The 21,129-nt window shown below is 61.6% G+C and carries 7 protein-coding genes, 2 tRNA genes and 1 pseudogene; 7 read left to right on the top strand and 3 right to left on the bottom strand.

The features are described from left to right. Window positions 1-387: 387 nt before the first annotated feature. On the bottom strand, window positions 388-1,353 hold the full coding sequence (locus EE949_RS15055; RefSeq protein ID WP_122665012.1) for a bile acid:sodium symporter family protein: 966 nt from the start codon (window positions 1,351-1,353) through the stop codon (window positions 388-390). A gap of 146 nt (window positions 1,354-1,499) precedes the next feature. Continuing rightward, a complete protein-coding gene (gene rdgC / locus EE949_RS15050; protein ID WP_087265406.1) occupies window positions 1,500-2,420 on the bottom strand; it encodes a recombination-associated protein RdgC in 921 nt (306 codons plus the stop codon). A 161-nt stretch (window positions 2,421-2,581) separates the two neighbouring features. Between rdgC and EE949_RS15045 the strand changes: the two genes are divergently transcribed. Both EE949_RS15045 and EE949_RS15040 read left to right on the top strand, forming a co-directional pair. After that, window positions 2,582-2,657, top strand: a tRNA-Val gene (locus EE949_RS15045). A gap of 20 nt (window positions 2,658-2,677) precedes the next feature. After that, window positions 2,678-2,754: transfer RNA gene (locus tag EE949_RS15040), tRNA-Asp, on the top strand. 208 nt (window positions 2,755-2,962) lie between these two features. Here the strand turns inward: EE949_RS15040 and EE949_RS30260 are convergent. Next, window positions 2,963-3,046, bottom strand: a pseudogene (locus EE949_RS30260) (IS66 family transposase); the annotation flags it as partial. A 318-nt stretch (window positions 3,047-3,364) separates the two neighbouring features. On the opposite strand from EE949_RS30260, the gene EE949_RS15030 reads away from it, so the two are divergent. The 5 genes from EE949_RS15030 to EE949_RS15010 all read left to right on the top strand — a co-directional run. Then, window positions 3,365-3,583, top strand: a complete 219-nt coding sequence (locus EE949_RS15030; protein ID WP_122665011.1) for an MbtH family protein — start codon at window positions 3,365-3,367, stop codon at window positions 3,581-3,583. A 3-nt stretch (window positions 3,584-3,586) separates the two neighbouring features. Next, window positions 3,587-4,321 (top strand): thioesterase II family protein, encoded by a 735-nt coding sequence (locus EE949_RS15025; RefSeq protein WP_122665010.1) that lies wholly within the window; start codon window positions 3,587-3,589, stop codon window positions 4,319-4,321. Window positions 4,322-4,335: 14 nt separating this feature from the next. After that, window positions 4,336-5,322, top strand: coding sequence for a TauD/TfdA family dioxygenase (locus tag EE949_RS15020; protein WP_122665009.1), 987 nt, complete (start codon window positions 4,336-4,338; stop codon window positions 5,320-5,322). A gap of 132 nt (window positions 5,323-5,454) precedes the next feature. Beyond that, window positions 5,455-18,291 carry a non-ribosomal peptide synthase/polyketide synthase gene (locus EE949_RS15015; protein ID WP_122665008.1) on the top strand — a complete coding sequence of 4,279 codons (12,837 nt, stop codon included), beginning with the start codon at window positions 5,455-5,457 and terminating at the stop codon, window positions 18,289-18,291. Continuing rightward, a partial coding sequence (locus EE949_RS15010) for an amino acid adenylation domain-containing protein (protein ID WP_122665007.1) occupies window positions 18,291-21,129 on the top strand: 2,839 nt, incomplete at its 3' end. The genes EE949_RS15015 and EE949_RS15010, both read left to right, overlap by 1 nt.

The raw sequence follows: 21,129 nt of genomic DNA, 5'->3' as shown, positions 1-21,129 counted from the left end.
GGTTCGTTCAGGGATTGGTGCTATTTGATCCGTGATTGCTCAAGAGCAATGGCTGTCGGGCCAATGTGCAAAGGTCCGTCTGGTTGGTTCGGGGGATGAAAGAGGATTGGTCCGTGGGTGGGTGGACCAATTTCAGGGGAGGTTCAGATTTTGTGCATCAATGCGGGCGTGGTGCGCCGGGGCGGTGCCTGATGCGGAGATGAAATGCGATTCTTACGTGCGAGATTTAAGTTGCTCCTCAGGCACCGATACCCGTGGGAGCGAATTCATTCGCGAAGGGGCAGGTACATCCGCAGCCTATGTATAGCCTGAAATGCCGCCTTCCCGAATGAATTCGGTCCCACAAGGATTGTGTTCAATCTACAGAAACCTGAGTCTTCAACCTGATCAATCAGCAGCAGGCGACCCAGCCTTCACCGGCTCATTTTCATCCTTCATCTTGCGGAAGTACGTCGACAACAATGCACCGGAGATGTTGTGCCATACGCTGAACAGCGCGCTCGGCACAGCCGCCAGTGGCGAGAAGTGCGCGCTGGCCAGTGCGGCACCGAGACCTGAGTTCTGCATGCCGACTTCAAGTGCCAGGGATTTACGCTGAGGCAGCGGCAGTTTGAACACCTTGCCGGTGAAGTAACCCAGCAGGAAGCCGAAGGTGTTGTGCAGGATCACCACGGCCATGATCAGCAGGCCGGATTCAGCGATTTTCGCCTGGCTGGCGGCAACCACGGCGCAGACGATCATCACGATGCTCACCACCGAAATCAGCGGCAGTACATCAATCGCGTAAGTGACCCGGGCACCGAGCAGGCGCTGGGCCAAAACCCCAAGCACGATCGGCAGCATCACCAGTTGCAGGATTGACCAGAACATATCCATGAAGGACACCGGCAACCAGGCCGAAGCCAGGAACCAGATCAGCGTCGGGGTCAGCAGCGGAGCGAGCAGGGTGGTGACCGCCGCAATGGCAACGGCCAGCGCCAGATCGCCCTTGGCCAGCCACGCCATCACGTTGGATGAGGTGCCGCTCGGGCAGCAACCGACAAGAATCACACCGACGGCGATTTCTGGCGGCAGGTGAAACACCTGACACAACAGCCATGCCACTCCGGGCATGATCACGAAGTGTGCAACTACGCCCAGGGCTACCCGCCATGGGTTGCGGGCCACTTCGGAAAAGTCTTCAAGCTTCAGGGTCAAGCCCATGCCAAACATCACCAGACCCAGCAACGGCACGATGAGGGGCTTGAGCCCGATGAATGCTTGGGGGAACACGAACGCCAAGATGGCGAACAGAAGCACCCAGTACGCAAAGGTATTACCGACAAAACGACTCAAGGCTGCCAATGCACGCATGGCGGGTTCCTTTCTTATTAGGTTGCAGGAGAGGACTGTGATCTGGCTGGATCAATAAACTGTAGGAGCTGCCGAAGGCTGCGAAGCGGGTTAACAGGTAAATTGCTTCGCAGCCTTCGGCAGCTCCTACAGATGATCAGCGGTGTTTAAATGCCCTGCGGAATCTCTTCGCCGCCCAGTGCTTCAAACAGCTCCGGCAGGAATTCGCCGAAGGTCAGCATCATCAGGGTGAAGCTGGCGTCCAGTTGGCCCAGGGCTTCGTCGCCGCCGTCCTGTTCTGCCTGATCCTGCAGCAGATCTTCGAACTTCAGACGCTTGACGGTCATCTTGTCGTCGAGCACGAAGGACAGCTTGTCCTGCCATGCCAGCGACAGCTGGGTCACGACTTTGCCCGTGCTCAGGTGCAGCTGGATTTCATCGCTGGTCAGGTCCTGCCGCTTGCAACGCACGATCCCGCCATCTTCATGGGTGTCACGCAGTTCGCATTCATCCAGCACGAAGAAGTTATCGGCGGCTTTCTGCGTGGTGACCCAGTCGGTCATCACTGCCGTTGGTGCTGTTTTAACGGTCAGCGGACGTACCGGCAATGTGCCGATCACTTCACGCAGTGTCGACAACAGGTCTTCGGCGCGTTTCGGGCTGGCCGAGTTGACCAGAATCAGGCCCTGTTTCGGCGCGATAGCGGCAAAGGTCGACGAACGACGAATAAAGGCACGCGGCAGGAACGCCTGGATGATTTCATCCTTGAGCTGCTCGCGTTCCTTCTTATAGACCTTGCGCATTTGCTCGGCTTCGATCTCGTCGACCTTCTCCTTCAATGCGTCGCGCACCACGCTACCCGGCAGGATGCGTTCTTCTTTACGGGCCGAGATCAGCAGGAAGTCGCCGCTGACGTGCACCAATGGAGCGTCTTCGCCTTTGCCGAAAGGGGCGACGAAACCGTAAGTGGTCAACTCCTGGCTGGCGCAGGCGCGGGCCGGTTTGGTCGCCAAAGCAGTTTCCAGTGCTTCAGCGTCAAAAGGCAGATCCTGGGTCAGGCGGTAGACAAGCAGGTTTTTGAACCACATGAGGTGAATCTCTCCTTCTATACAAAGGGGGGCATTATTCGCTGCTATTACCTCGCGGCCAACCCTGTGCTAAGCCTTTGGAAGGATTATAAAAATTATTTAAAAAAGTGCTTGCCAGAGGTTAGGTCGCTCCGTAGAATGCGCGCCACACCGAGAGTGAAGGGTGATTAGCTCAGCTGGGAGAGCAGCTGCCTTACAAGCAGCGGGTCGGCGGTTCGATCCCGTCATCACCCACCAACTCGCTCTAAGTGTTACGCGCAGCGGTAGTTCAGTCGGTTAGAATACCGGCCTGTCACGCCGGGGGTCGCGGGTTCGAGTCCCGTCCGCTGCGCCATATTCCGCTTCAAGGCCCTTGAACTCCTTGAAGCAACAGAAAGCCCGCCTAGTGCGGGCTTTTTGTTGTCTGGGTTTTTTGCTCCTGCGATTTGGTCAGGCGTCAGCCCGGGAATCTGTAGGAGCTGCCGAAGGCGGCGATGGCAGACTGTCTGATTCAAAGCTATCGAGGCCTCGCGGTGCTCGTTGCAAACATCGTAAACCTTGCGCCGGGCGTGAGCCCCGCACGCAGCTTGCTGAATAGTGCCTGTCGCATACATCTGAGCAAAACCGGCATAGCCGTCAGCCTGCAAGATCCCACCAAAGCCCTTGAAATGAACGCGCGGATGGCCGGGCCAGCATTGCCCGTTGATGCCTCGACACCGGAACTGGCTCGGGACCGGGTCGCGCGCTTGCGCCGCACGCTGCGCGGCCCGTCCGTTGCAACAACACCCGCAACACCCGCAACACTCGCATCACGGTGCAATGCCGGCTGCGGCGCAGGCTGAAACAATCTCTCACTTAATCATAATTATTCTCATCCCCCCTTCGTCTTATTGGAAAGCAGGTAAGAAGGCCGACGTAAAAGGCCTTCTACCGATCTATTCGCTGGCGACAGGAGAGTAAGTCCGATGGCATTTGATCGCGAAGACGCGCTGTACAAGGTTCTGATCAATCAGCAAGAACAGTATTCGCTGTGGCCCGACTACAAGGCCGTGCCGGCCGGCTGGCGTGAGGCGGGCAAGCAGGGCAACAAGGCTGATTGCCTGGCCTACGTCGAGCAGGTCTGGACCGACATGCGGCCCCTGAGCCTGCGGCAAAAGATGGACGGGCAGGCGGAGGCACGTTAAGCCATGCAGCGTCCTGCCCTGCGACTGTTCTGTCTGCCTTATTCGGGTGCCAGCGCCATGGTTTATCTGCGCTGGCGTCGCTCGCTGCCAGCATGGATAGAAGTCTGTCCGCTTGAGTTGCCCGGTCGTGGCCGACGTTTTAACGAGCCGCTGCAAACCGATATGCCAGCGCTGGTGGCGCAGCTTGCCGTCGAACTGGAAGGTCGCCTTGATCTGCCTTACGTGCTGTTCGGTCACAGTCTGGGAGCGTTGCTCGCCTTCGAGTTGGCCCACGCCTTGCGGCGCAAAGGGGCACCGCCTGCGCGAGCGCTGTTCGTCTCCGGCGCACCGGCTCCCGCCCACCGTGAGTACCACACCGACTTGCAGGCAGAGCAGAGCGATGAGCAGTTGCTGGCCCGTTTGCGTCAGTTGGGCGGAACCGATGATGCGGTGTTCGCGGACCCGGAAATGCTGCTCCTGACTCTGCCGGTACTGCGTGCCGACTTTCTCTTGTGTGGCCGTTATCGCTATGACCGCCGGGCATTGCTCAGTAGCCCGATTCATGTGTTTGGCGGCAAGCATGACCGCATGTCGGTAGAGGCTTTGTCGGCGTGGCAGAACGAAACCGCTGAAGGCTTCTCTCTGGAGATGTTTGACGGCGACCACTTTTTTATCAATGCCCATGAAGCGCACCTGCTCGAGCTGATGGTCGAGCGCCTGCAGCCAGTCGGGCCAGTGCAACAGCCGGTTACGGCTTGAGCGGAGAATGCGCGATGGATTCCAGTCAACTGTTTACCTTTGAGACGTTGCCCGGCGTTCGCGGCGACCTGCCGTTGTTGGTCCAGGCGCGCCACGAAGGCATTGATCTGCAGGATGCGCTCGCCGAGTTGCGCGTGTTGAGCACCGAGCGCCTGGAAAAGTGCGGTGGCCTGTTGTTGCGTGGTTTTCACGTCGGCGGTGCCGAGCGCTTCAGAGAGTTTGCGGCAGGCTTTGGTCATCCGCTGCTCAAATACGAGTTCGGTTCAACGCCACGCAGCAATGTGACCTCCGGTGTTTATACGTCCACCGAGTATCCGGCCCATCAGCACATTCCACTGCACAACGAGCAGGCCTACACCCGCGAATGGCCGATGAGAATCTGGTTCTATTGCGTGCAGGCCGCGCTGGTCGGCGGTGAAACCCCGGTGGCGGACAGCCGCGAGGTCTATCGGCGTGTGCCGCAGGCTATTCGCGAGCGCTTCACCGAACGCGGCCTGATGTACGTGCGCAATTTCGGCAACGGTCTGGATGTTTCGTGGGAACAAGTGTTCAACACCGATAACCAGCAGGAAGTCGAAGCCTACTGCCGTCAGCACTGTATCGAGTGCGAGTGGAAAGACGACGGCGAACTGCGTACGCGCCAACTCTGCCAGGCGGTGGCGCGTCATCCGCGCACTGCGGAGTGGGTCTGGTTCAACCAGGCGCACCTGTTTCACATCTCCAACCTGCCACAGGAAGTACGGGAAAACCTGCTGGAGGTGGTCGACGAGGAGGACTTGCCGCGCAATGTGTACTACGGCGACGGCAGCCCAATCGAAGATTCGCTGCTCGATGAAGTGCGCGGTGTGCTGGAGGAAACCAAAGTGGTTTTCCCGTGGTACAGCGGCGACGTCCTGATGCTCGACAACATGCTGGCTGCCCACGCCCGCTCGCCGTTCAGCGGGCCGCGCAAAGTAGTGGTGGCTATGGCTGAAGGTCATCAAGTCAGCACGCTTTCCTGAAGCGTTGATTACCGCGTCAGCTTTTTAGCTCTGGCTCTTCAGCGCTTGAGGCAAGGCTGACGCGGCTTTTTTCTTTTTTCAGAACTGCCCCGGCGGGCGGGCCACTGCCCGTCGTCCATAACAGGTGATGCCATGAATGACCCCTACGAAGCCGTCAACCTGGTTGAGGTGTTGCAGCAGCGTGCCTGCCAGACACCTGAAAAGATCGCACTGCGTTTCATAGCCGAAGACGGCGATCAACCGCTCAGTTACCGAGAGCTGGACGAGCGTGCACGAGCCCTGGCTGTACAGATGCGCCAGCATGCCGCTTCGGGAGCGCGTGCGGTGTTGTTGCTGCCGAGTGGTCCAGATTACGTCACCGCCTTTTTCGCTTGCCTGTATGCGAACATTATTGCCGTTCCGGCCTATCCGCCAGAATCGGTACGCCCGCAGCATCTGATGCGCCTGCGCGCTATTCTCGACGATGCCGAGCCGAGCCTGGTACTGACCGATTCGACTCTGATCGAGGCTCTGCGCCCAGCCTGTGAGCGTAGCAACGGTGAGTCGCCGCTGCTGCTGGCGGTCGATCAGGTGCCGAGCGCGCTGGCCGAACAATGGCAACTACCGACGCTGCATGACGACGACATAGCCTTTCTGCAATACACCTCTGGCTCCACGTCGACTCCCAAGGGGGTACAGGTCACTCAGGGCAACCTGTTGGCCAATGAGCGGCTGATTCGCCACGGGCTGTCGATTGGCGATAACGATGTGATGGTCAGCTGGCTGCCACTGTTCCATGACATGGGTCTGATTGGCGGTCTGCTGCAACCGATCTACAGCGGCGTTCCCTGCGTATTGATGTCGCCCCGTTACTTTCTCGAACGGCCGCAGCGCTGGCTCGAAGCGATCAGCAAGTACCGGGGGACCATCAGCGGCGGCCCTGACTTTGCCTATCGTCTGTGCTGCGAGCGACTCAAGGAATCCGCGTTCAAAGGCCTCGACCTGAGCTGCTGGCGACTGGCGTATTCCGGCTCCGAGCCGATCCGTCCCGACACGCTGGAACGCTTTGCCAGCCAGTTTGCCGTGGCCGGATTCGACGAAAACGCCTGGTTCGCCAGTTACGGCCTGGCGGAAGCCACGTTGTTCGTCAGCGGCAGTCGGCGTGGTCAAGGGATTGCCCAGATTGAGGTGGATACCCACGCGCTGGCCGATAACCTCGGTCGCCCGGGCTCCGGCAGCCGTCTGGTCAGCTGTGGCTGGGGCCAGCCACAGCATCCGTTGATGCTGGTTGATCCGGTCAGTACTGAGCCGGTAGCCGAGGGCGGTGTCGGCGAAGTCTGGAGCTCTGGCCCGAGCGTAGCCAGCGGCTACTGGCGCAACCCACAAGCCACTGCCAAGAGCTTCATTGAGCGTGACGGCCGTGTCTGGCTGCGCACCGGCGACCTGGGTTTCATGCACGGCGGTGAGTTGTTCATCACCGGTCGCCTGAAAGACATGATCATTATTCGTGGCCAGAATCTGTACCCGCAGGATCTCGAACGCTGCGTTGAAGAAGAAGTGGACGTGGTGCGCAAGGGCCGTGTTTCGGCGTTCGCCATTGAACATGATGGCAATGAAGGGATTGGCATCGCGGCAGAAATCGGCCGCAGCGTGCGCAAGCTGGTGCCTGCCGAGGCGCTGATCAAGGCCATCAGTGAGGCCGTGGCAGAGCGTTTTCAGGAAGTCCCTGTGTTGATCGCGCTGCTTGAACCGGGTGCTCTGCCAAAAACATCCAGTGGCAAACTGCAACGCTCAGCCTGCCGTCAGGGCCTGGCCGACGGCAGTGTCGCCAGCTATGCCATACAGCGTGCCGGGCGGATGCTCGACAACGCGAAGCAGGACAATACGCCGCTCAGTGCTGCCGAGCAGGCCATGGCCGAGTTGTGGACGCAGGTGCTGGATTCGCCTGTGACGCAGCGTGACGCTAACTTCTTTGCCTTGGGCGGTAACTCGATCAAGGCAGCGCAACTGATGGCTCGACTGCGTGAACACCGAGGTCATGCAGTGGAGTTGCGCCTATTGTTCGAGGCGCCTCAACTGGACGCTTTCGTCGCCGCGCTGGGCAGCCAGCCGCAGCAATCGGTCGTCCCCGTCGCGCTGCTCGACCGTCAGGGCCTATTGCTGCCATCTGCTGCCCAGCAGCGTTTGTGGTTCCTGTGGAAGCTCGAACCGCACAGCGCCGTGTACAACATTGGCGGCCGTTTGCGGCTGCGTGGTCAGCTCAACCTGACCGTATTGCAGGAGGCTTTCGCGGCCTTGTTGCAACGGCATGAAGTGCTGCGCAGTCGTTTTGTCGAGTCCGAAAACGGCGAGGTAACGCTGCAGTTTGCCGCGCCCGGCGCGGTCCCTCTGAGCGAGGTAGAACTTGGTTCCCTGGCCGAGGCCGAGCGTGAAATCGAAGCCCGTGCCGATGCCGAGCGCTTTGTCGCTGAGCCGTTCGATCTGACCAGCGGCCCGTTGCTGCGTCTGCGTGTGCAGCAGCTGGACACTGACCGCCAGCAGCTGTTGCTGTGTGTGCATCACATCGTGGCCGATGGCTGGTCCCTGAACCTGCTGCTCGGGGAGTTCGCTGAGCTGTACAGTGCCCGTCTGCAAGGTCGTGAAGCCACTATCGCGCCCTTGTCACGCCAATACCTGGACGTTGCCGAGGCCCAGCGCCAGCAACTGCAAGCCGGTGAGGGCGAGCGTCAGTTGCAGTGGTGGAAAGAGCGCCTCGGCACCCGGCATGTGCCGCTGGAGCTACCTTTTGCCTTGCCTTACCAGCCACAGCAAAGCCGCCGTGCCGCATTCATTGACGATGAACTGGGCGCTGACTTGAGTGCGAAACTCGGCCAGTTGGCACTGCGCCATGGCGTCACCCCGGCAATGCTGCTGCTGGCCGCCTTCAATCTGTTGTTGCAGCGCTACAGCGCAACCCACGACTTGCGCGTGGGCCTGACCCAGGCGGGACGCGAAAGTCTGGACAGCGAAGCGTTGGTAGGTTTCTTCGTTAATCTGCTGGTTTTGCGTTGCGAGCTGCCTGCGGGTATTACCCTGGCAGAGCTGCTGCATCAGGTGCGAGACAACGTGCTGCAGGCGCAGGCGCATCAGTCTTTGCCGTTCGAGCAACTGGTGGAAGCCTTGCACCCGGAGCGTGGTCATGGCCGTCATCCGCTGTGCCAGGTGGCCTTCGATTATCAGTGGCAAACCCGTGCCGCGGACAACCTCAGCGGCTTGCAGGTCGAAGCGCTGGAACAGATCGACCTGCAAACGCCATTCGATCTGGTGTTGCGTGTGCGTGAAAGCCAGGACGGCCTGCATCTGAACTTCTGCTATGCCAGCGAGGGCTATGCCGCCGCCGGCATGCAGCGTCTGGCGAGTAACTTCCGGCGCCTGCTGCAAACCCTGCTGCAGCAGCCTGCTGATCAGCCGCTGCAAGCCGCGGCATGGCTGCCCGAAAGCGAATGGCGTGACACCGCCGATTGGCCAGTGCAGGCTTTTACCCCGCTGAGCGAGCGGATTGCCGAGCAGTGTCTGGCGCTGGGCGATCGCCCAGCCCTGATTGACCAGCAGCATCAGTTCAGTTTTACCCAGTTGGAAACGCGTTCCAACGCACTGGCGAATCACCTCATCGCCCAAGGCATTGGCGCCGAAGTACGCGTCGGTGTGGCCCTGCCGCGTGGAGTGGAAATCCCTTTGGCCCTGCTGGCGATCATGAAAGCCGGGGGCGCCTATGTACCGCTGGATATCGACTACCCGCGTGAACGTCTGACGTGGTTGATACAGGACGCCGGTATTCACTGGGTACTGACCCACAGCAGCTTGCGCGACCGGTTGTCTCTGCCGGACGGTGTGCTGAGTCTGGAGCTTGATCAACTGGTCCTGAGTCGCGAATCGACGCAGCGCCCGCCAGTGACTGTCGAGGCGCAAAACCTCGCGTACCTGATCTACACCTCGGGTTCGACTGGCCAGCCAAAAGGGGTGGCGGTCGCCCACGGTGAAATCGCCATGCATTGCCAGGCGATTGGTCAGCGTTATGCGATGAGCGCTGCCGACCGTGAGCTGATTTTCATGTCCTTTGCGTTCGACGGTGCTCACGAGCGCTGGCTGACGGCGCTGTCGCACGGGGCCAGTGTGCTGATTCGCGGTGACGAGCTGTGGACCGCCGAGCAAACCCTGAATCAACTGCGTGAACATTCGGTCAGCGTGGCGGCTTTCCCGCCGGCTTACCTGTTGCAGTTGGCCGAGGAGGCCGCGCGCCAAGGCCCTGTGCCGAGCATGCGGATCTATTGCTTTGGCGGCGACGCGGTGCCCGAAGCCAGTTTCGAACTGGCCCGGCGACACCTCAAGGCCGAACATCTGATCAACGGCTACGGCCCGACCGAAACAGTGGTCACGCCGCTCTTGTGGAAGGCAGATGCCAGCGCCCAGTGCGGCGCGGCGTATGCGCCGATTGGCGAAGTGGTCGGCGCGCGTCGCCTGTACGTGCTCGATGATCAGTTGCAGCCTCTGCCACGTGGCGTCGCGGGCGAGCTGTACATCGGCGGCGAAGGCTTGGCGCGGGGTTACCACCAGCGTCCGGCAATGACCGCCGAGCGCTTTATCGCTGATCCGTTCAGCGCTGCTGGCGGCCGCCTGTATCGGACCGGTGACCGGGTCCGCCTGCGTGAAGACAACGCCATGGACTATTTGGGGCGTGTCGACCAACAGGTAAAAATTCGTGGCTTCCGGATCGAACCGGGGGAAATCGAAGCGCGCCTGCAAGCGCTGCCGGGCGTTCATGCGGCGGCGGTATGCGCCCGTGAGTCGGCGCAGGGCCTGCAACTGGTGGGCTACGTGGTTGCCGTCGGCGGTCAGCCATTGAACACCGACAGCTTGAAAACGGCCCTGCGCGATCAGGTGCCGGACTACATGGTACCTGCACACATTCTGTTGCTCGACAGCCTGCCGCTGAACATCAACGGTAAGCTGGACCGCAACGCGCTGCCGGAACCGCAAGGGCAGGGTGCCGAATTCGTTGCGCCACTGGACGGCATCGAATGCCAGGTCGCTGCGATCTGGAGTGAAGTCCTCGGCGTGGCGCGTGTCGGTCGTCAGGATGATTTCTTTGATCTGGGCGGGCACTCGCTGCTGGCGACTCAGGTGGTGTCGCGGATCATGCGTGACCTGGGCCTGGAGTGCCCGCTGCGTACCCTTTTCGAATGCTCACGGTTGAACGAGTTCGCGGCGCGACTGGCTGCCCAGGACGTCTCGGTCAGCACCCACTCAGTGCTGCGAGCCCTGCCGCGCAATGGCGCGATGCCGCTGTCAGCCGCCCAGAGCCGCCTGTGGTTCTTCTGGCAAATGGAGCCGCAAAGCGCGGCCTACAATGTGCCCGGTGCGCTGCGTTTGCGCGGTGCGCTGGATCTTGCCGCGCTGCGCCGCGCTTTCGATGCGCTGGTACAGCGTCACGAGACCCTGCGCACCCGTTTCGACGAAATCGACGGCCACCCATTCCAGGTCATCGAGTCCGCGCAACCATTGCCTCTGGTCGAACACGACCTGTCTGGCGTCGTTGATGCTGAGCAGCAGGCACGACAATTGGCGGCAACCGAAGCGCTGCAACCCTTCGATTTACGCCAGGGGCCGTTGCTGCGTCTAAGCCTCATTCGTTTGGGGGACGATCACCACGTGCTGCTTTTGACCATGCACCACATGGTCTCCGATGGCTGGTCGATCCGGGTACTGGTCAATGAGTTCAGTGAGCTATATGGGGCATTCACGGGGCAGCGCGAACCAGTTCTGGCTCCGCTGTCGGTGCAATACGCCGACTATGCGCAGTGGCAACGCGAGCTGTTGGCCAGCGCCGAGGGCGCGCGGCAGCTTGCCTGGTGGAAGGAGCGCCTGGGCACCGAGCAGACCGTGCTCGAACTGGCGACCGATCGTCCGCGTCCTGCCGTACAAAGCTACCGTGGCGCGAGCCTGGGCTTCGAACTGGACCGCGAGCTTGGTACTCGCCTCAAGGCGTTGGCCAAGGCGCATAACGTGACGTTGTTCATGCTGCTGCTGGCCGCTTACGGTGTCTTGCTGCGGGGCTACAGCGGTCAGCGCGACCTGCGCATCGCAGTGCCGGTGGCCAGTCGACAGCAGATGGAAACCGAAGGCCTTATCGGTTTCTTCGTCAACACCCAGGTCATGCCGTGCCAAATAGACGACTCAGCCAGCTTTGCTGCGCTGCTCGCCGAAACCCGTCAACTGGCACTCGGCGCCCAGGCCAATCAGGACTTGCCGTTCGAACAACTGGTAGAAGCCTTGCAGCCCGAACGCAGCCTGGCGCACAACCCGTTGGTGCAGGTGAAGTTCAACTTCGGCTTCGATGTGAGCGTCCTGCCGAATGCTGGCGACCTGCGGCTTGAGCTGTTCAGTGAAGAGCAATACGGCGCACGGTTCGACCTCGCGCTGGACATGGCCGAAGGGCAGGACAATGTGCTGCGCGGCAGCTTTGTCTATGCCAGCGACTTGTTTGATGCACCAAGCGTGGCGGCCATCGCGCAGACCTTCCGCCAGTTGCTCACCCGTCTCTGCGAAGCACCGGCACGTCCGTTGTCCGAGCTGCCGCTGGCGGCATTGGGTGAGGCTGCCGAGTTGCGCGGCGAACTGCAACAGTGGCCGTTCAGCGATGTGTTGGCCGGGTTCGCCGCTCAGGTTTTGACACGGCCAGAGGCGATTGCCGTGCAGGCCTGGGATGGTCAGTTGAGTTATGCCCAGCTTGACGCTGCAACCAATCGACTGGCGCGACGCTTGCAGGCCGCCGGTGTGCAAGCGGGCGACCGCGTGGCGCTGTGTCAGGTGCGCAGCAGCCAGTGGGTGCTGATGTTGTTGAGCGTCATGAAGGCGGGGGCGGCGTACGTGCCACTGGACCCGGCGCTGCCGTTGGCGCGGCTGCAACGTCTGGTGGTCGAGAGCGACGCACGTTGTGTATTGCTCGGTGATCCTGCGTGGCTGACCAGCTTCGGTGATGCGGCACTGTTGGTCGATGCTGGCAGCGAGGACGGTTTCTCCGACGCCGCACCTTCACTGCCAGTCGACGCTGCTCACGCGGCGTATGTGATTTTTACCTCCGGCTCGACCGGACAACCCAAGGGCGTTGTCGTCAGCCACGGCGCATTGGCCAACTACGTTCAAGGTATTCAGGCACGTCTGGATCTGCAGCCCGGGCAGGGCATGGCGATGGTCTCGTCGGTGGCCGCCGACCTGGGCAACACCACGCTGTTCGGGGCGTTGTGCTCCGGTGGCCGCCTGTGTCTGGCCAGCCAGGATGATGTAGCGGATGCCGAATGTTTTGCCGCCTTCATGCAACAGCATGCGGTGGATGTACTGAAAATTGTTCCCGGTCATCTCAGCGGTTTGCTCGCCGCACTGCCCGAAGCCCGGCTGCTGCCGCGTCAACTGCTGGTAGTGGGCGGCGAAGCGTGCGACCGCAGTCTGTTGCACCAGGTGCGGGAGCTGGCACCGGCTTGCCGCATCGTCAATCACTATGGCCCGAGCGAAGCGACGGTCGGTGTTTTGACCCATGAACTGGCGCATGACGCCGAACTACCGTTGGGCGCGCTGGCAATCGGTCGGCCATTGCCCAACTGCCACGTGCGGGTTGTCGACGAGTACCGCAACCCGTTGCCGGTTGGCGTGCCGGGTGAGCTGTTGATTGGAGGTGCCGGGCTGGCTGATGGCTACCTTGGCCAGCAGGAACTCACCGCCGAGAGTTTCGTGCACATCGACGGAGAGCGTCTGTACCGCAGCGGTGACCGGGTACGCCTGCGCCATGACGGCCTGATCGAGTTCCTCGGCCGTCTCGATGAGCAGGTCAAGATTCGCGGTTACCGGGTTGAGCTGGGGGAAATTACCCAGGCCCTGAAAGCGCTGCCTGGCGTCAGTGCCGCGCTGGTACTGGCCGAGCGCGAAGCCGAGGGACCATTGCGCCTGTTGGCATGGTGCGTCAGCAGTGCTGGCAACGCTGAAAGCCTGCGTCAGGCACTGGCAGGGCAGGTCCCTGAATACATGCTGCCCGCGCAGTTGATGCTGCTGCCTGGTATTCCATTGACCGCCAACGGCAAGGTTGACCGCCAGGCACTGCCGCGTGGCCCGGTGGTGGAGGCTGGCAGTGCGCCGGAAACGGCGATGAGCGAACTGGAAAGCCAGTTGGCCGACATCTGGCAAGCCGTGCTGAAGATTGAAACAGTACGTGCCGAAGACAACTTCTTCGAACTGGGCGGCGACTCGATTCTCAGCCTGCAAATCATTTCGCGCATTCGCAAGCTGGGTTATAAACTCAGCCCCAAACAACTCTTCGAGCGTCAAAGCGTCCGCCAACTGGCGCAGTGGCTGGAAAGTCGCGGCCCGGCCAAGCCGGTGGCGACAGCCGCCGCAGCTGCGGTGTCCGTCGGTGGCGAGTTGCCGTTGGCGCCGGTGCAGGCGCGGTTCTTCGAGCGTGTTCACAGTGACCAACGCAACCACTGGAACCAGGCAATTTTGCTGCAGCCCAAGTCGCCGCTGGACCTGGACACCCTGGCGCGTGCGCTGCACTGGTTGCTCGGTCAGCACGACAGCCTGCGCCTGCGCTTCGACAGTCACACCCAGCCTGTGCGGCAGGTCTATGCCGAGCCGGGTTTGCTGGACCTGACGCTGCTGTGGCGTCGCCGTGCCAGTGATGAGCAGACCCTGGAACGGCTGTGTGACGAGGCGCAACGCAGCCTTGATCTGAGCGCAGGTCCGTTGCTGCGAGCGATGCATGTCAGCCTGGAAGATGGCAGCGAGCGCCTGTTACTGGTTATTCATCACCTGGCGGTAGACGGTGTGTCGTGGCGGGTGCTGCTGGAAGACCTCGAAAGCGCCTACCGTCAATTACTGGCAGGCAAGGCTGCGGCGCAACTGGTTAAAAGTGACAGCTATCAGGCCTGGACCCAGCGTCAGCATGCCTTCGCCAACAGCGTCGAGTTGCAAGCCGAACTGGGTTACTGGCAAGCGCAGCTGCAAGACGCTCCGGCGTTGCCGCAGACGCGCAGTGATGCCCGCACCACTTGGCGCGAAGCCGCACACTCAGGCTTCAGCCTGGACAGCGAAGCTACCCGGCAACTGCTCGGCCCGGCTCAGCAGGCGTACCGCACCCAGATCAACGACCTGTTACTCACCGCACTGGCCCGTGCGCTGTGCAGCTGGAGCGGTGCCGAACAGGCGCTGATCGAACTGGAAGGCCATGGCCGCGATGCTTTTGATCAGGGTGCGGCGCTGGACCTGAGCCGCAGCGTGGGCTGGTTCACCAGTCTTTACCCTGTGCGCCTGAGTCCTCAAGGCGATGCCGCCGCATCGTTGAAAGCCATCAAAGAGCAGTTGCGTGGCGTGCCACGTGCCGGTATCGGGTACGGCTTGCTGCGCTACCTCAGTCCATTGGGTGCGCAGTTACAAGAGCTGCCGCCAGCACGAGTAACCTTCAATTACCTGGGGCAGTTCGACCAGCAGTTCACTGATTCGGCATTCCTCCCGGCCAAAGAGTCGGTCGGCCGCAGCCATGCCGATGACGCGCAATTGGGCAATTGGCTGGTGTTCAACGGCAAGGTCCTCGGCGGTTGCCTGCAACTGGAATTGCACTACAGCCGTGAGATGTTCGACGCCTCACTGATCGATCAATTGTTGAGCGTGCTCCAGGCAGAGCTTCAAGGTTTGTTGCAGCACTGTCTGCAAGCCGCTCCGGCGTTGACCCCGAGTGACGTACCACTGGCGGGCCTGGATCAGGCCACGCTGGACAGCTTGCCGGTGGACGCCAGTAACCTGGAAGACCTGTATCCGCTGGCTCCGATGCAGCAGGGCATGCTGTTCCACGCCCTTGATGTGCCGGGCTCGGCGCTCTACGTCAACCAACTGCGCGTGGACCTGGACAACCTCGACGAAGCCCGCTTCGTGGCGGCCTGGCAGCAGGTGCTGAGTCGCCATGCCACGCTGCGCAGTGGCTTCCTGACTGAAGGTCTTGAAGTGCCCTTGCAGTTCGTGTTGCGCCACGCCGAACTGCCGGTGGAGCATTTCGATTGGCGCGAGCGCAGTACCGACCGGGTAGCGCTCGACGCATTGGCCGACAGTCAGCGGCACCGCGGCTTTGACCTGACGCGTCCGCCCTTGCAGCGTCTGGCACTGGTACGTCTCGGTGAACGGCGCTTCCACTTGCTGTGGACCTGTCATCACCTGTTGCTGGACGGCTGGAGCAGCGCCCGCTTGATCGGTGAAGTGCTGGCCGCTTATCAGGGCAGCAGTCTGCCGCCGGTAGCGGGCCGTTACCGTGATTACATCGCGTGGTTGCAGGTGCAGGATGCCAGCCTCGGTGAGCGCTTCTGGCGTCAGCGTCTGGCGGGTTTTGACGAGCCGACGCTGTTGGCGACTGCCTGCGCGGGCAGCTATGTCGTGGAACCGACGCGCGAGGTGCGCAGCCAGTTCGATGCCGTCGCCAGTCAGCGTTTGCAGCAGTTTGCCCAGCAACAGCGCGTGACCCTCAATACCCTGCTGCAAGGGGCGTGGCTGTTGCTGCTGCAACGCTACAGCGGTCAGTCGCGGGTAGCCTTCGGGGCCACTGTGGCCGGGCGTCCGGGAAATCTGCCGGGTGCCGAGGACATGCTCGGGCTGTTCATCAATACCTTGCCTATCGTTCAGCAACCGCAGGCCGCTCAGGCACTGGGTGACTGGCTGCGTGAATTGCAGGCCTACAACCTGGAAGTGCGCGAGTTCGAACACAGCCCGCTGTACGACATTCAGCGATGGGCCGGGCGTGGTGGTCAGGCGTTGTTCGACAGCATTCTGGTGTTCGAGAACTTCCCAATGGATACCGCGCTCACGCATTCGGCGGCAGGTGAAGACGGCCTGCGTGTCCTCGGTCATCAGCCGGTGGACTCCACCAACTACGCGCTGACCCTGGTCGCCAGTGCCGGTGAGTGCCTGGATGTGCGTTACGGCTATCGTTCCGAGCGCTTCTGCGCCAGCCAGGTCGAGCGTCTGCGTGAGCATTTCGAGTGCCTGCTGCTGAGCTTCTGTGACAGCGCCGAGCAAGCACTGGCGCACTTGCCGATGCTGGCCGCGACTGAGCGCGAACAGTTGCTGCACGGCTGGAACGACACCGCCACTGACTTCCCTGATCAGGTGCAACTGCAAAGCCTGATCGAACAGCAAGTCGCTGCAACGCCGGATGCTTTGGCCGTGCAGTTCGGCAATCAGCAACTGAGCTACCGCGAACTCAACGCCCGCGCCAACCAACTGGCTCGCTGGCTGCGCGAGCAGGGTGTAGGCCCCGATGTGCTGGTCGGTGTGTGCGCAGAGCGTTCGCTGGAACTGGTGCTGGCCTTGCTGGCCATCGTCAAGGCCGGTGGTGCTTACGTGCCAATGGACCCGGACTACCCGCGTGAACGTCTGGAACACATGCTCGGCGACAGCGGTGTGCAACTGTTGCTGACGCAGCAGCACCTGCTTGAGCAATTGCCCGCCAGTTCCGCGCAGACCTTCTGCCTAGACAGCCAGTGGCCTGAGTTGCAGGCGCTGGACGCCAGCGATTTGCCAACCCTGGGCAGCCCGCAAAACCTGGCGTATCTGATTTACACCTCCGGCTCCACCGGCAAACCCAAGGGTGCAGGCAACAGCCATGCGGCGCTGATCAACCGTTTGCACTGGATGCAGAAGGCTTATCAGCTGGATCACACCGACCGCATCCTGCAAAAGACCCCGTTCAGTTTCGACGTGTCGGTCTGGGAGTTCTTCTGGCCGTTGCTGACCGGCGCTGCGCTGGTGGTGGCAGAACCCGGAGCACATCGCGACCCGCTGGAATTGCGTCGGGTGATCAACGAAGGTCAGGTCAGTGTGCTGCACTTTGTGCCGTCGATGCTGCAAGCCTTTGTCATCTCCGGCGAGCTGGAAAACTGCCCGTCACTGAAACAGGTGATGTGCAGCGGCGAAGCGCTGCCTTACGAGCTGCAGCAGCAGTTCCGTCAGCGTCACAGTGCGCAGTTGCACAATCTTTATGGCCCTACCGAAGCGGCCATCGACGTCAGTTACTGGGCCTGCGATGAAGAAAATGATCGTCATCAGGTACCGATTGGCCGACCTATCGACAACCTGCGGCTGTACATCCTCGACGCATTCCTGGAACCCGTGCCGCAAGGCGTGGCAGGCGAGTTGTACATCGGCGGCGTGGGCCTGGCGCGGGGTTATCACCTGCGTCCGGGGCTGACCGCCGAACGTTTCGTGGCCGACCCCTTCACAGCGGGCGAGCGCCTGTACCGTACTGGCGACCTGGCTCGCTGGCGCGCAGATGGCGCCATCGAATACGTCGGTCGCATCGACCATCAAGTGAAGATCCGCGGCCTGCGTATCGAACTGGGTGAAATCGAGGCCCGCCTGCAAGGGCTGGCATCGGTGGAAGAGGCCGTGGTAATTGCCCGCGACACGCCGCAAGGCAAGCAGCTGGTGGGTTATGTGGTGGTTCATGGCACTGAAGGAAACGACAGCGAAAGCCTGCGCCGTGAACTGCTGGAGCAACTGCCGGAATACATGGTACCTGCGCAGATTCTAGTGCTGCCCGCCATGCCGCTGTCGCCTAACGGCAAGCTGGACCGCAAGGCCTTGCCTGCACCGGAGTTCGCTTCCAGTCCGCGTGGTTATGTCGCGCCGGGCACTGAGCTTGAGCAGCAACTGGTCGAGATCTGGCAGAGCGTGCTGGGGATCGAAAAGGTCGGCATCACTGACGACTTCTTCGAACTGGGCGGGCACTCGCTGCTCCTCACTCAGGTCGGCATGACCCTGCGCAAGCGTCTGAATGTGGAGTTGCCGCTGCACCGATTGTTCGAATTGAGTTCCATCCAGGCGTTGGCCGCTCACCTGCAGGCTCAGCCTGACGCTGCGCAAAATAAACAGGTTGATCTGGACCTGATGGACGAGTTGCTGGGCGAGTTGGAGAATTTTTGATGAGTAACACCGAACAACAGAAGTTGCAGCAGGTTGCCGAACGCCTGGCCGCTCTGCCGGAAGACCGCCAGCTGATTTTCCTGCGCCAACTGGGCGAAAAGGGTGTGCGCCTGGAGCGCCTGCCGATTGTGCGCCAGCCGTGTGAACAGGCGCCGCTGTCGGCTGCGCAAAGTCGCTTGTGGTTTCTGTGGCAGATGGAACCGCACAGCGCGGCCTACAACATCCCGGCGGCAGTCCGGCTGCGCGGTGAGCTGGACGAAGATGCGTTGCAACGCAGTTTTGCGGCGCTGATCGCCCGGCACGAAAGCCTGCGCACGCTGTTTCGCGAAATAGAGGGAGAGCACGGCCCGCAAGCGGTTCAGGTAATACTGCCGAGCCTTGATCCGGAGCTGCAACGTTTTGATCTGACGACGCTGCCTGTTGAACAGCGCGAGGCACGAGCCCGTGAACAACTGGAACACGCGGCCCGGCAACCCTTTGATCTGAGCACTGGGCCGCTGCTGCGTCTGGCGCTTATTCGGCTCGATGCTCGCGAACACATCCTGCTGCTGACACTGCACCATATCGTCTCTGACGGTTGGTCAATGGGCGTGCTGACTGACGAGTTCGCCAGTCTGTACACCGCGCACGTCAGCGGTGCCACAGCACAATTGGAAGCCTTGCCGGTTCAATACGCCGACTATGCGCGCTGGCAGCGCTTGTGGATGGCGGCCGGTGAAGGTGACCGCCAGTTGGATTACTGGATCCGTCAACTGGGCGACGAAGCGCTGGTGCTGACCCTGCCCAGTGACCGCCCACGCCCGGCAGTGCAGAGCTACCGTGGCGCGGCGCTGGACTTCCAGTTGCCGGCAGCCTTGAGCAGCGGCCTGCGTGAGTTGGCTCGCAGCCAGGGCGCAACGCTGTTCATGCTGTTGCTGGCGGCGTATCAAGTGCTGCTGTTTCGTTACAGCGGCCAGCGTGAACTGCGGGTCGGTGTGCCCGTGGCCAACCGTGGTAGGGGGGAGAGCGAACGGCTGATCGGCTTCTTCGTCAACACTCAGGTGTTGGGCACGGAGATGAACGAGCACGAAACCTTCGTCGCGTTTCTGGACCGCACCCGTCAGGCGGTGCTCGGCGCCCAGGCCCATCAAGACTTGCCGTTCGAGCGCCTGGTCGAGGCTTTGCAACCAGAGCGCAGCCTCAGCTACAACCCGTTGTTTCAGGTGGCCTACAACCATTTGCCGAGTCAGCGCGACGGCTTGCGCGAACTGCCTTCAGCCGATGGTCGCGGGTTGACCCTGGAAAGCCTCGAACTGGACGTTGGCATCGCCAAGTTCGACCTGATGCTGAGCACCGAAGAGAGCCGTGATGGCCTGGTGCGCGGTCAGTTTGGCTACGCCACCGATTTGTTCGATACCGCGAGCATTGCGCAGATGCGCGAGCATTTCCTGCACCTGCTGCAGGCGCTGCTCACAGATCCACGCCAGGTCGTGGGCCGCTTGCCGATGCTCTCGGGCAATGATCGCGAACAGTTGCTGCACGGCTGGAACGACACCACCGCGGACTTCCCTGATCAGGTGCAACTGCAAAGCCTGATCGAACAGCAAGTCGCCGCCACACCTGACGCCCTGGCGGTGCAGTTCGGCAATCAGCAACTGAGCTACCGCGAACTCAACGCACGCGCCAACCAACTGGCTCGGTGGCTGCGCGAGCAGGGTGTAGGCCCGGACGTGCTGGTCGGTGTGTGCGCGGAGCGTTCGCTGGAACTGGTGCTGGCCTTGCTGGCCATCGTCAAGGCCGGTGGTGCTTACGTGCCGATGGACCCGGACTACCCGCGTGAACGTCTGGAACACATGCTCGGTGACAGCGGTGTGCAACTGTTGCTGACCCAGCAGCACCTGCTTGAGCAACTGCCCGCCAGTGCCGCGCAGACCTTCTGCCTGGACAGCCAGTGGCCTGAATTGCAGGCGCTGGACGCCAGCGATCTGCCAACCCTGGGCAGCCCGCAGAACCTGGCGTATCTGATTTACACCTCCGGCTCCACCGGCAAACCCAAGGGCGCAGGCAACAGCCATGCGGCGCTGATCAACCGTCTGCACTGGATGCAGAAGGCTTATCAGCTGGATCACACCGACCGCATCCTGCAAAAGACCCCGTTCAGTTTCGACGTGTCGGTCTGGGAGTTCTTCTGGCCGTTGCTGACCGGTGCCGCGCTGGTGGTGGCAGAGCCTGGCGCGCATCGCGACCCACTGGAATTGCGTCGTGTGATCAACGAAGGTCAAGTCAGCGTGCTGCACTTTGTGCCGTCGATGCTGCAAGCCTTTGTCATCTCCGGCGAGCTGGAAAACTGCCCGTCACTGAAACAGGTGATGTGCAGCGGCGAAGCGCTGCCTTACGAGCTGCAACAGCAGTTCCGCCAGCGCCACAGTGCACAACTGCACAATCTTTATGGCCCGACCGAAGCGGCCATCGACGTCAGTTACTGGGCCTGCGATGAAGAAAATGATCGGCACCAGGTACCGATTGGCCGACCTATCGACAACCTGCGGCTGTACATCCTCGACGCATTTCTGGAACCCGTGCCGCAAGGCGTGGCAGGCGAGTTGTACATCGGCGGCGTGGGCCTGGCGCGGGGTTATCACCTGCGTCCTGGGCTGACCGCAGAACGTTTCGTGGCCGACCCCTTCACGGCGGGCGAGCGCCTGTACCGTACCGGCGACCTGGCTCGCTGGCGCGCAGACGGCGCGATCGAATACGTCGGTCGCATCGACCATCAAGTGAAGATCCGCGGCCTGCGTATCGAACTGGGTGAAATCGAGGCCCGCCTGCAAGGGCTGGCATCGGTGGAAGAGGCCGTGG

It is taken from the genome of Pseudomonas viridiflava (genome assembly GCF_900602065.1).
Classification (GTDB): Bacteria; Pseudomonadota; Gammaproteobacteria; order Pseudomonadales; family Pseudomonadaceae; genus Aquipseudomonas.
Note: the sequence above shows the minus strand (reverse complement) of the source record. Positions and strands in the feature narration are given on the sequence as shown.